This is a genomic window from Nonomuraea sp. NPDC050227 (assembly GCF_044459705.1).
Classification (GTDB): domain Bacteria; phylum Actinomycetota; class Actinomycetes; order Streptosporangiales; family Streptosporangiaceae; genus Nonomuraea.
The window spans coordinates 176,962-189,823 of sequence record NZ_JBITJF010000004.1 but is presented as its reverse complement, the minus strand read 5'-3'; the positions used below and the strand labels follow the sequence as shown (position 1 = coordinate 189,823).

8 protein-coding genes are annotated in these 12,862 nt (G+C 70.3%); 3 read left to right on the top strand and 5 right to left on the bottom strand.

The features are described 5' to 3' along the window. Positions 1–79 precede the first annotated feature (79 nt). The 4 genes from ACIBK9_RS17915 to ACIBK9_RS17900 all read right to left on the bottom strand — a co-directional run bounded on the left by ACIBK9_RS17915 (position 80) and on the right by ACIBK9_RS17900 (position 4,060). Complete coding sequence (locus ACIBK9_RS17915) at positions 80–310, bottom strand: hypothetical protein (RefSeq protein ID WP_397159310.1); 231 nt, start codon at positions 308–310, stop codon at positions 80–82. A gap of 120 nt (positions 311–430) precedes the next feature. Then, positions 431–2,161 (bottom strand): L-aspartate oxidase, encoded by a 1,731-nt coding sequence (locus tag ACIBK9_RS17910; protein WP_397159308.1) that lies wholly within the window; start codon positions 2,159–2,161, stop codon positions 431–433. Between the two features lie 10 nt (positions 2,162–2,171). Beyond that, positions 2,172–3,344, bottom strand: coding sequence for a low temperature requirement protein A (locus ACIBK9_RS17905; protein ID WP_397159306.1), 1,173 nt, complete (start codon positions 3,342–3,344; stop codon positions 2,172–2,174). Between the two features lie 104 nt (positions 3,345–3,448). After that, on the bottom strand, positions 3,449–4,060 hold the full coding sequence (locus ACIBK9_RS17900; protein WP_397159304.1) for a sigma-70 family RNA polymerase sigma factor: 612 nt from the start codon (positions 4,058–4,060) through the stop codon (positions 3,449–3,451). 325 nt (positions 4,061–4,385) lie between these two features. On the opposite strand from ACIBK9_RS17900, the gene ACIBK9_RS17895 reads away from it, so the two are divergent. The 3 genes from ACIBK9_RS17895 to ACIBK9_RS17885 all read left to right on the top strand — a co-directional run bounded on the left by ACIBK9_RS17895 (position 4,386) and on the right by ACIBK9_RS17885 (position 12,327). Further along, entirely contained in the window at positions 4,386–7,157 is a 2,772-nt protein-coding gene (locus ACIBK9_RS17895) for an ATP-binding protein (RefSeq protein ID WP_397159302.1), read from the top strand. Between the two features lie 161 nt (positions 7,158–7,318). Then, a complete protein-coding gene (locus ACIBK9_RS17890) occupies positions 7,319–8,416 on the top strand; it encodes a hypothetical protein (RefSeq protein WP_397159300.1) in 1,098 nt (365 codons plus the stop codon). Between the two features lie 86 nt (positions 8,417–8,502). Next, positions 8,503–12,327: a hypothetical protein gene (locus tag ACIBK9_RS17885; protein ID WP_397159298.1), complete on the top strand. Its 3,825-nt coding sequence runs from the start codon at positions 8,503–8,505 to the stop codon at positions 12,325–12,327. A 35-nt stretch (positions 12,328–12,362) separates the two neighbouring features. Here ACIBK9_RS17885 and ACIBK9_RS17880 read toward each other — a convergent pair whose 3' ends face one another. Beyond that, positions 12,363–12,836: a MarR family winged helix-turn-helix transcriptional regulator gene (locus ACIBK9_RS17880; RefSeq protein ID WP_397159296.1), complete on the bottom strand. Its 474-nt coding sequence runs from the start codon at positions 12,834–12,836 to the stop codon at positions 12,363–12,365. Positions 12,837–12,862: the final 26 nt, after the last annotated feature.

Below are 12,862 nucleotides of genomic sequence, written 5' to 3'. Positions count from 1 at the left end.
GGTTGTTCACTCGTGAAAGCCGATCTCGCGATGGGTGCCGTCGCAGAGCGGTTCGTTGCCGAGCGTGCCGATCCGCGGCTCAGGCAACGTCGTCACCCGGCCGCCGGCCGTCCTCCAGCACCTCGACCGCGTCGCGCAGCCCCCGCAGAGCGATCTTCTCGCGCTCGACGTCCGTCGGGTCGTACAGCCACTCGGTGACCGGCTGCCCCACCTCGTCCTCCGGATGGCTGGCCTCGGCGATGATCAGCTCCTCCTCGATCTCGACGTGGAGCTCGTACAGGAACTCGTTCTCACCGTTCGGGGTGCTCATGTCTCCTCCAAGGGATCTGCAGTCGGCCGGCGATCTGGCCTCAGACCGCCGGCTCCCGCGCCCATGTGGTCCGATCGCCAGCTAAGACAGGGCAGCCTCGGCATTTGTGACAAGATCCGGCTATTCAGCGAGCTTTCCCACGGTTGAGACGTCGCGCATGAGCGCCGCGATCTCGGCGGGAATCGGCGGGATGCTCTCCCGCTCCACCGATCCGGGGCCGGACCACACGAGGTTGACCTGCAGTGCGGGGTCGAGTTCCGGGTAGTCGGAGCGGTTGTGGCAGCCGCGGGTCTCGCGGCGCTCGATCGCGGTTTCGATGGTCGCGCGCGCGGCGAGCGCGGCGGACTTCAGGTCGAAGGCGTGGGCCAGGTCCTGGAAGCCGGCGATGTCCGGGTGCACGCCCATCCCGCTGATGCGCGCCTCGACCGCGTCCAGTTCGGCGAGGCCCTTTCGCAGGCCGCCCTCGTCGCGTACCACTCCGGCGTGCTCCGTCATGATGTCGCGCAGCGCTCGCTGCAGCGAGCGCACGTTCTCCGGGCCGTCGGCGGACAGGAGCTCGTCCACTTCCTGCCGCGCCGCGGCGAGCGCCTCGGCGGAGCGGCGCTGCGCGCCGAGACCCGCGGAGTACTCCGCCGCCGCTCGGCCGACGATGCGGCCGAGGACGAGGAGCTCGATGAGGGAGTTGCCGCCCAGGCGGTTGGCGCCGTGCAGGCCGCTGGCCGCCTCCCCGATCGCGTACAGGCCGGCGACGTCCGTGCCGTGGTCCTCTGGGCGCACCCGGACGCCGCCCATCGAGTAGTGCGCGGTCGGCGCGACCTCGATCGGCTCCTTGGTGATGTCGAGCATCTGCAGTTCCAGGAGCGTCCGGTAGACGCGCGGCAGCCGCGTCATGATCGTCTCGCGCGGCAGATGCGACACGTCCAGCCACACGCCGCCGTCCGGGGTGCCGCGACCTTCCTTGATCTCCGTGTACGCGGCCAGCGCGACCCGATCGCGCGTGGACAACTCCATCCGCTCCGGGTCATACCGGGACATGAACCGCTCGCCGAGCCGGTTGCGCAGGACCCCGCCCTCCCCCCGTGCCGCCTCGGAGACGAGCGTGCCCGCCGCGTTCTCCGGCGCGATGAGACCGGAGGGGTGGAACTGCACCAGCTCGGGGTCGCGGAGGCGGCAGCCGGCCAGGACGGCCAGGCGGAAGGAGTCGCCGGTGTTCTCGTCGCGCCGGGAGGAGGTGCGCCGCCAGATCCTGGTGTGGCCGCCCGCGGCCAGGATCACCGCATCGGCATGGATGACGTAGCGGCTGCCGTCGGTCAGGTCGAACCCGTACGCGCCGAAGACCGCGTTGTCGCGCACGAGAATCCGCGTGACGTACACCGTGTCGAGGACGCGGACGTCGAGCTGGGCCGCCCGGTTGATCAGCGTGCGCTGGATCTCCAGTCCGGTGTAGTCCCCCGCGTACGAGGTGCGCCGGAAGGTGTGGGCGCCGAAGAAGCGCTGGGAGATCCGCCCGTCCCGCTCGCGTGCGAACGGCATGCCGTACCGCACGAGGTCCTCGATGCCACGCGCGGCCCCCTCGGTGACGATGCGCACCGTCTCGGGGTTGGCCAGCAGGTAACTCTCCTGGAGAGTGTCGGCCGCGTGCTGCTGCCAGGTGTCCTCGGGGTCCATCGTGGCGAGGGCCGCGTTGATGCCGCCTGCCGCGAGCGCGGTGTGTGCGTCCGCCTTCGGCCGTTTGCCGACCGCGAGGACGTCCACCCCGCGCTCGGCGAGTTCGACGGCCGCCCGCAGCCCGGCCCCTCCCGTCCCGATGACCAGGACGGACGTGGCGATTCTGTTCTCTGACGCGTACATGATGCTCCTTTCAGCTACGTGCCGCCCAGATGGCGACGGCGACCAGCGCGACGCAGGCGGCCGCGATCAGCGCGACCACGGCGGCCACCCCGATCCACGGCGCCGCGAGCGGCGACGACACGACGGCGCCGACGCACCCTGCCACGGCGGCGCGAGGGACCACGGAGTCCGCGTCGACCAGCGCATGCACCGCCCGGAGCAGGACGAGATACACCCCGACCGGGACGGCGACCGCGTAGCCGATCGCCGTCGGCGACGCCGCCACCTGACGCCCGCTCTGCTCCACCGCCACTTCGAGCCCGGCGCCGAGGGCCGCCAGCGCGGCGAAGACGCCGAAGTGGCCGTATCCCCACCAGTACGACCGGTGACGCCGCTCGCTGAGCCCCTCCCCCGCCTCGACCAGGAAGTACAGCCACCACAGGGCGAACAGCAGGACGAGACCGGATCCGGCGATGACGACGAGGGGAGCCGCTTCGAGCGCCCCCTCAACCCCTCTGCTCGCGGCCAGGACGCTCTCGCCCAGCAAAATGATCGTGAACAGGCCGTAGCGCTCGGCGATGTGCCGCGGGTGCCAGGTGGTCGCCCTGGCCCGCTCCGCCCACCACGGCACCGCCAGCTCCAGGACGACCAGGCAGGCGAAGAACGGCAGCTGGAGCGACGCCGGCAGGAGGCCGGCGTCCAGGAGGGCGAGCCGGAGCAACCAGCCCAGCTCGACCAGACCTATGCCCGCGGCGTACCGCAGCCCCGTACGGCGGCTCGCCGGGTCTTCGAACGCGGCCCTGAGCCATTGGGCGACGAGCCCGATCCTCATGATGAGGTAGCCCAGGGTGATGATCCCGTAGTCGGAATGGCCGGCCGCGGCGGGCACGCCGACGGCCAGGACCAGCGCCCCCGCCATCTGCACCATGGTCAGCAGCCGGTAGGGAACGTCGTCGGTGTCGTAGGACGAGGCGAACCAGGTGAAGTTCATCCACGCCCACCAGATGGCGAAGAACACCTGGAGGAACGGGACCAGCCCGGTCAGGCCATGACCTTCGGCGACGACGTGCGCGAACTGCGCCGTGACGGCCGCGACCGCGACCACGAAGGTGAGATCGAAGAGCAGTTCGAGCTGGCTCGACGCGCGATGCGGCTCGTCGACGGGCCGGGAGCTCATCCTGACCCGGATCCGAATGGTGGTCATGGTCGAGGGCACGCTCACGCTCCTGTCGCTCTTCGGCGTCCGATTCACCCGAAAGACCGGACGGCGTCGTGATCTGTGACAGATCGCCGCACCAGCGATCGAACTCAGCGGACGATGTCGGCGGTGAGCACGTCTTCCAGCGCGGCGAGGTCGCCGGACTGGGCGGCGGCGACGAACGTCCGCACGAGACGCCGGTGCGCGGTGGCGCTCACCTGGTGGCGTCGCTCGGTGGCGAGGTGGTTGCGCGCGCGTCGCAGGAGTTGCCGCGCGTGGTCTTCGCCGAGGTGGAGGAGCTCGGAGATCTGGCGGTAGGGGTAGTCGAAGGCCGTGCGCAGGAGATAGACGGCTCGTTCGGCGGGTGTCAGCCTCTCCAGCAGCAGCCGGATCGCAGTGTCGACCGCCTCTCGCCGTTCGGCTGCCGTCTCGGGCCCGGCGGCGAGGTCCGCCGTCTCGGGGAGCCAGGAGCCGGCGGAGGTCTCTCGGCGCCTGCGGGCGGACCGGGCGACGTTGATGGCGAGCCTCGCGGTGGTCAGCGCGAGGAAGGCCGGCGGGCTGATGACGACCGACCGATCGGCACGGGCCCAACGCAGCCACGTCTCCTGCACCACGTCCTCGGCTTCGCCCACGTCCTGCAGGACGCGCAGACCGATCGTGAGAAGCCGGGGCGCGGCGCTGACGAACGCCGAATCCTCTCCGTACGACTCCAACAGGCTCATGGTCACGATGGCGGCTCCGTTCGACAGCTGGCATCCGGTGATGCCACTGCGATCACGGTCGCTGTCCGGGCTGCTCCGTCGCGCCCTGGGAACACCGTGGTCGGTACCCTGGCCCGCACCGTGGCGGGCGTCGGGGCAGCGGAGGCGCTTCGGGCACTGGGATGCTCCGCGACCACCCGGCTCACCCTGCGGCCGGTGTCACCAGCAGATTGCTGGGCTTGATGGCAGAACGGTAGGTTACGTCTCCGTCTAGGATGTAGCGCCGGTTTCTCCCCATGTTCAGCGGTCATGGGGCAACGAACAGATGATCGTCGGGGGCAGTGCCATGGCAAGCGGAGGTCCCGGGTCGCGACTTCTCGGGCGGCGGCTGGAGTGCGAGACGCTGGATCAGCTCGTGGCGACGGTTCAGGACGGCCACAGCTCGGTCCTGGTTCTGCGCGGCGAGGCCGGCATCGGCAAGACGGCGCTGCTGGAGTACGCGCGGGACAGCGCGTCCGGCTGCCGGATCATCAAGGCGACCGGCGTGGAATCCGAGATGGAGCTGGCCTTCGGGGGGCTGCATCAGCTGTGCTCCCCGTTCCTGGAGCACCTGGGTCGCCTGCCGGGCCCGCAACGCGACGCGCTCGGGACGGCGTTCGGCCTGAGCGCGGGAACTCCTCCGGACCGCTTCCTGGTCGGCCTCGCGGTGCTCAGCCTGCTCGCCGACGTGGCCGAGAAGGGGCCGCTGGTCTGCCTCGTCGATGACGCGCAGTGGCTCGACCAGGTCTCCGCGCAGACCCTCGCCTTCGTCGCGCGGCGCCTGCTCGCGGAGCCGATCGGGCTGCTGTTCGCGGTGCGCGAGCACCACCTCGGACCGGAGCTGAAGGGGCTGCCCCAGCTCGACGTGGGACGGCTGAGCGACAGCGACGCCCGCGCCCTGCTGGACTCCGTGACTCCCGGACGACTCGACGAGCAGGTCCGGGACCGGATCGTCGTCGAGACGCAGGGAAACCCGCTGGCCCTGCTCGAACTGCCCCGGGGGCTGGCGCCGGCGGAGCTGGCGGGGGGATTCGGGCGGCCCGACGCGCGACCGCTGGCCGGCCAGATCGAGCAGGGCTTCCTGCGGCGGGTCCGGTCGTTGCCGGCCGAGACGCAGCGGCTGCTGCTCATCGCGGCGGCCGAGCCGGTCGGGGACGTGACCCTGCTGACTCGCGCGGCGGAGTTGCTGGGCATCGAGGTGTCCGCCGCGTCGCCGGCCGAGGCGGCGGGGCTGATCGCCATCGGTACGCGGGTGCGTTTCCGTCATCCCCTCATGCGATCGGCGGCCTACCGCGTCGCGTCCCCGCAGGACCGGCAGGACGTCCACCGGGCGCTGGCCGACGCGACCGATCCCCGAGCGGACCCCGATCGCCGGGCGTGGCACCTCGCCAACGCGACGGCCGGCCCCGACGAGACGGTGGCCGCCGAGTTGGAGCGCTCGGCCGATCGGGCGCAGGCGCGCGGCGGAGTCGCCGCGGCAGCGGCGTTCCACGAGCGGGCGGCCGAGCTGACCCCCGACCCCGTGCGCCGCGGCGCCAGGGCCTTGGCGGCGGCACGGGCCAAGTACCAGGCCGGCGGGTACGACGCCGCGCTCGAACTGCTGGACGCAGCCGAACTCAGCACTCTGGACGAACGCGAACGCGCCCAGGCAGACCTGCTGCGCGGCCGGATCGCGTTCGCCTCCAGGAGCGCAGGTTCCGCCTTCCCGCTGCTGCTCAGAGCCGGTGAGCGCCTGGCGCCGCTGGACGCCGGGCTGGCCCGCGAGACCTACCGCGACACGTTGAACGCGGCCATGAACGCGGGCCGGCTGCCGAGCGGCGCCCAGGTGGCGGACATCGCCGAGGCGCTGCTCGCCGCACCGCCGGGGCCGCCGCCGGAGCGCAACGACCTGCTCCTGAACGGCGTGGGCGTGGCGCTCACCGAGGGTTCCGCCGCGGGCGTGCCGATGGTGCTGCGGGCCCTGGAGTCCTTCCGCGCCGAAGGGGTCTCCAGGGAACAGGGCCTTGGCTGGCTGCCGTTCGCGTCCCGGATGGCCCATAACGTCTGGGACTTCGACAGTTGGTCGGTGCTCTCCGCGAGACTGGTCGATCTGGCACGCGAGGCGGGCGCACTGTCGGTGCTGCCCTCAGCCCTCCACATGCTCGTGTCGAACAGGGTCCTCGCCGGCGAGTTCGCCCTGGCCGACGCGCTGGTCGCCGAGTCGGTGACGATCGGCGAGGTGACGGGCAGCCGCTACCTGGCCCAGTACGCGGCCCTGATCCTTGAGCCGTGGAGAGGGCGAGAGGCCGCGACCCGTCAGGTGAGCGCAGCGATCACGCGGGACCCGGCCATTCAGGGGGAAGGCAAGGTGGTGACCGCCACCCAATGGGCGAGCGCGGTGCTCTGCAACGGCCTCGGCCGGTACGAGGAGGCGTACGTCGCCGCCGAGCGAGCCTTCGAGCACCCGCAGGAGCTCGGCGGGACGGCCATCAGGTCCACGGTCGAACTCGTCGAGGCCGCCGTCCGGAGTGGAAGGCCCGCCCGGGCGGCCGAGGTCGCCTGGCGACTCGACGAGATGGCCCGAGCCAGCGGCACCGACTGGGCCCTCGGGACCTCGGCGTGCGTACGGGCCCAGGTGAGCGACGGAGCGGACGCCGACGTTCTCTACCGCGAGGCGATCGAGCGGCTCGGCCGCACCGAGGTCCGGACGACGCTCGCCCGCACCCGGCTGCTCTACGGCGAGTGGCTGCGCCGGGAGAACCGCCGCCTCGACGCACGCGAGCAGCTGGGCATCGCATACGAGCTGCTCGGCGACATGGGGGCCGAGGCGTTCGCGGAACGCGCCCGGCGCGAGCTCCAGGCCACCGGTGAGACGGTACGCAGGCGCACCGTCGAGGCACGCGCCACTCTCACCGCCCAGGAGGCGCAGATAGCGCGCCTGGCCGGCGACGGGCTGACGAACCCCGAGATCGGCGCTCAGCTCTTCATCAGCCCGCACACCGTCGAATGGCATCTGCGCAAGGTCTTCGCGAAGCTCGGCATCTCCTCACGCAAGCAGATCCGCACCACGCTGCTCGAAGGCGCGGCGCTCACGGCCTGAGCATCCGCGGCCCCGCCGTCGTCCGCGAGCGGGACGGTGATGTGACGAGCGTCATGTCACGAGCGGCCTCCCGCACTTTGTCTCTGTAACGACGGTCCATGAGTCACCGCCGGGCCAACGGCGCGACGGCCGTCGATTCGAGAGACGATGCGGGAGAAGAGATGTTCGTCAAGAAGAGGTTGTTCATCGCGGCCGTGTCGCTGATCGCCTCCGCCGGTGGAATGACGGCGCCGGCCTCGGCCGACGACGGCGGCGCCTCGATCAGCTCCTGGGGCTTCCCCGGTGAGGGGTCCGACTGGCAGCCGGTGACCTACGCCGGCGGGCAGATCACCAGCAGGTCCACTCCGGGAGAGGCGCGCGACGACCGCGGCAACATCCTGCACGCCTGGCGCGGCGCGGACAACGACTCCATCTGGATCTCGTTGAACAACGGGCCCGCGTACTCGCTGCCCAACGCGCAGACATGGACGCCGCCGCGGGTGATCTGGACGGACGACGGGGGCCGCGGCAACTTCCGGATCTTCCACACCGGCACCGAGGGCCACGTCTACCAGCACCGCGTCCAGCTCAGCCCGAGCTACCAGCTACCCGCCACCCTGCCCAGCTGGACCAGGATCCCCAACGACACGCGCACCACCGACACCGAGCCCGTGGCGGCTGCCGCGCTGCCCGGCAACTCCTTCATGCTCGCCTGGAACAGCCAGTCCACCGACGACATCTGGACGATGTACTACAACGGCGACACCGGCACCTACAGCTCGCCCAGCGTCGTGCCGGGCGCGCGGAGCAAGGACGCGCCGGGACTGGCCGCCCAGGTGGGCGCCAACGGCGACCCCGCTCCCTGGAACCAGGTCGTGCTCGCCTTCACGGGCACCGACAACTACGTGTACATGTCGCGGCAGCGGTACGGGACCGGCAACTGGACGAATCCGTTCCGGGTCTACGCGACAGGCACCCCGGGCTACACGAGGAACGGCCCGTCCGTCGCGCTCTCCCGGAGCGGCTACGGCGTCATCACCATCACCGAGGACCGTGACAACACCATCGGCAGTTACCTGATCTCGCGCGACGGCGGGTGGAGCGGCTACTACGAGGAGAACAGCTTCGCGCTCTCCCCCGGCAGAACCCCGCTGGCCGTGGTGGCCGGAACCGATCTCTACTACGTCGTCAACGGTTCGGCCGGCGGCAGGAGCGGCGTGCTGTGGAAGAAGGTCTACGACTTCGCGGCGATGCCCACGCCGTCGGCCCCGCAGTGGTGAAGCCGGCGAACGCGCAGCCGGACGACGTCATCGTCACCGACGCCGGCTCCCGGCGTCCGCGTCCTTCTCGGAGAGATCACATGAGAATGGTCCGACCAGCGGCGGCCATGATGTCCGTCCTGCTGCTCTCGTTGTCGTCGCCGGGCGGCACCCCGGCGGCGTGGGGGGCCTCCGCCTCCCCGACGTCCGTGACCGCACCTGCCGCGGTGGAGGACCCGCCGTGGGCCGGGCCTGGAGCGTCCGGCCCTGACCTGAGTCACAACAACCGCACAACCCCGCCGGCCGGACTGCCGGACTGGTCCCGCGCCGGATACCGAGGAGGCCAGGAGCTGCCTGAGGGCGATGCGGAGCTGACCGACGACGCCTCCTGCCGCATCTCGCCGGAAGAGCTCGCCTCCTCCTACAAGGTGACGGCGGACGACGGGACCGACGACACCGCCGGACTGCAGAAGGCGATCGACCACATCAAGGACGACTGCTCGCCGAACGCCAACTTCAACCGGCTCTCGCTCATCGAGCTACCGGCAGGCCGGATCGACATCACCCGGCAGATCTACGTAGATGCCGGATTTCTGATCCTACGAGGCAAGGGCTCCGGCGACGGCGGCACCCGGCTGGTGTTCAGGCCCGGCCTCCAGACCCGCTACGACCAGGTGATCAACGGCCGGTGGGACCAGGAGAGCATGATCGCCGGCACCGCCCCCGACATCGGCAACGGCGGCTGGATCTGGCCCGGGCGTGGCATGTTCCGCGTCCAGACCCGGGAGGTGGCGACCCGGTACAAGGACGACTGGGAGCTGGCCTCCAGCCTGCCCATGCGCAAGGACCTGTACGAGGGCAGCGTCAACCAGCACTGGGTCTCCGGCTTCAAGGTGGCCGCCGCGGCCGATGACCCGGGCTTCGCGGCACGGGCGGGAGGCACGGTCGTGCGGCTGGACGCGAAGGCCGACATGACCAGGTTCAGGCCCGGCGGCTATGTCTGGGTGGGCGCGGCCAACAGCAGGAAGTTCTACGCGCAGCAGGGCATCACCGAGCAGAGCATGATCGAGGCGCTCCACATGCGGCAGGAGATGTTCCGGCTCAGCCGCATGGACGCCACGGCCAAGACGATCACGCTGGACCGGCCGCTGAGGTGGGACCTGCCGGTGAACTCCGAATCGGACGGCTCCGAACCGCTGAACGGCAACGGCACCCCGTACGCCAGCAAGGTCACGCCGCTGAAGGTGGTCGAGGGTGTCGGGTTCGAGGACTTCTCCTTCACCCAGGACATGAACGGCCTGCCGAAGATCGGCGGCCAGGAGACGTACGCGCTCGCTCCCGAGCAGGCCGTGCACAACTACGGCAACCTGGCGCCCGAGTACGCCATGCACGGCATCGTGTTCAAGTGGGCGGCGAACAGCTGGGCGCGCGGGCTCAAGGCCACGATGACCGGCTCACACCCGATCGTCACCGAGGTGGCGCGCAACCTGCAGATCGAGCGCAACAGCTTCGACGGCGCCTGGAACAAGGGCAAGGGCGGCAACGGCTACCTGCGTGGCAGCCGCGTGTGGGACTCGTTGTGGGCGCACAACCTCAGCCGCGGCCTGCGCCACTTCACCTTCCAGTGGTCGGCGGGCGGCAACGTCGCCTTCCGCAACGACCTCGACTCCGACCTGAACCTGCACGGCGGCTGGGAGCACGACAACCTGTTCGAGCAGAACACGGTGCGAGTCCCCTACGAGCACCGCTCGGCCAGTTGCTCCGCCAACTGCGGTGGCGAGGGCGGTGAGATGGACGCGGGCACCTGGTATCCGATCTGGTGGGCGGCCGGGCCCAAAGCGGGCAAGTGGGCCGGCTCCTCCGGGCCGCAGAACGTCTTCTACGACAACACGCTGAGCAAGCAGACCACCGCCGGCGGGCCGTTCGAGCCGTACCGGCCGTACGGCGCCCAGGCCGGCACCGCCTTCCAGTTCGGATCGGACGGCTCCGACCCACGCGCGTTCCTGCCCCTGAGCCAGAACGGGCAGGCGATCACGGACTGGACCGGGCGGGAGACCCTGAACTACCAGGGCAACGGAGTGGCCGCCCTCGACGTGGGACACCGGCAGTCGCTGTTCCTCCGCGACACCGGCGGCGAGCTTCCCCCACGCGACCCACAGCTCGTCGACATCAAGGCGGCCACCTGGAACATGGCCGGCGCGTCCTCACCGCGACAGGGCGACAGGTACGCGACCGCGCTGCCCGCTCTGCACACCCGGGAGAGTCCTCCCAGGGAGAACGACCTCCTGGCCCTGCAGGAGACCGGCTATCCCGCCGACCGGCACTATTGGGGCAAGGACACGATCGCGCAGACCGACTACGTCAAGAGGATGCGCGACGGCAGCACGAACGCGCCTCCCGTCGAGGAGATCTGGCTCAGCCGAACCAGTGGGGGCCGCCGCGGAGGTTACCTCTACTGGCTGAACACGAACGTCGACACCGGTTCCGGCAACCCGGAGAAGATCAATCTGGCCGTCTGGACCCGGCGAAGTGTCCGGAGGGACGAGATATTCGTCGTCCCCGGAGCGACCCGGAACGGCGTTCACGAGGGCAAGTCCCGTCCCGCGCTCGGCGTCAACTATTGCGGGGTCGTCTACTTCACCTGGCACGGGGCCGCGGCAGGCGGCACGGACAACGTCACGATGCTGCGGAACATCAGGAGTCGTATGGAGAACGCCGGCCCGAACGGGCAGCCGCTGCGCTGGGTGGTCCTCGGCGACTACAACATGGAGGCTTATGGGCAGACAGGATTGTTGACCGCCCTAGGCGACGACTCCCGTCAGTTCGACGTACTGCCCTCCAGCGGGCCCACCCGGCCCGTCACGGGACGCACCATCGACTACGCCGTCACCCAGAACGGCGTCACCCCGGCGCTCTACAGGGGGTACGGGTTCGGGACGCCGATGACCGACTTCGAGATGTCGGACCACCTTCCCGTCGAATACGACTTCTCCTATCTCACCGAGGACCCGCGGTGCACGACGTCCCAACCGGCGCGGCAGGCGAAGGCCGTTCCGCGAACGACGCAGAATCTCAGAAGCGCCTCCAGCACCCGCTCCCCCTACCCTTCGGGTGCGGGGACGCGGCCCGGCAGCAGCCGCCTCAAGACCAGGACGTTCGCCCGGTCCGAGCAGAGCGCGCACAATTTCCGGTTCCTGGCCGCCGGTGACGACCCGGGACACTATCGCGTGCTGCACAGCTTCACGCGTACCTATCTGGGCCAGGAATTCGGAGTCGCCGACGCACCGGTGATTCTCCAGGGCTCCGACGACGGCGACTCCCAGCTGTGGCGGTTGCTCGACATGGGGGACGGCACCTGGATATTGCTGAACAAGGCCACCGGCCAGGCGTTGACCGCCCTGGATCGCGCTGACGGCGAAGAACTGGTGGGTCGTGACCTCGCCGACGAATTCGACCCCGACCAGCGCTGGTTCCTCCAGGACGCCGAGAACGAGGCGCTGGACGTCGATGAGATCGTCACCGGCGCGGGATCGGCCATGACCGTACAGGACTCCGATCCGGAACCGGGCACGCCGGTGGCGCTCGAACCCGACAGCGACGATTCCGCGGAAGAATTCATGCCCGTATACGCCGACAAGACCGAGGGTTATTACTGCTACTACCTGGTCCACAAGGGACTGTATGTCAATTCAACGGCCACCAACCCCGGGGTCGGCGACGGCAACCTGCTCACGCTGAACGAATTCCGTCCCAATGACGGCGGCTACATGTTCTGCACCCCGCCGGCCGACAGGCACGCCTCGCAACTGACGGCGGTGGGCCAGTACGACGCGCAGGGCCGCTTCCTCAACCTCGGCGCTGTCGGCCCGGGTCTGCTGGCGCTGAGCGCGTCCTACGGGCTCACCTGGAACTGGAAAGCCGTCGCAGACTGACCACCGCGGCGGTTCCGCCGGCGGCGGGAGCGTGATCACAACGAGCAGTCCCGCTCCCGGTGCTTGTCGAGCGCGCGGAGCACGTCGGCGCACGCCTGCGCGAAAGCGGCCAGCCGCTCGGGGCCGAGCACGTCGATGAACAGGGCGTGCACCAGCTCGGTGTGCTCGGGGACGGCCTTGTCGATCGCCGCGGAGCCCTTGTCGGTGAGCCGCACGTCGGGATAGCGGCGGTCGTCGGCGTCCACCCGCTCGACCAGCCCGCGCTGCGCCATCCGGGTGAGCTGGTGGGACAGGCGGCTCTTCTCCCACTGGGTCGCGGCGGCCACCTCCGCGACGGGCATCTCCCGCCGCTCCGACTCCGTGAGCCGGACCAGGACCTCGAAGTCGGCCGCGGACAGGTCGCACTCGCGCTGCAGGTGCTGCTGCAGGTGTGAGCCGAGGTGCTTGGCCATCTCGATGTACGTGCGCCACATCCGGTCGGCCTCGCCGATGTCCTGCTCCCATCCCATGACGCCCACTCTACCGGTTGCTTGAC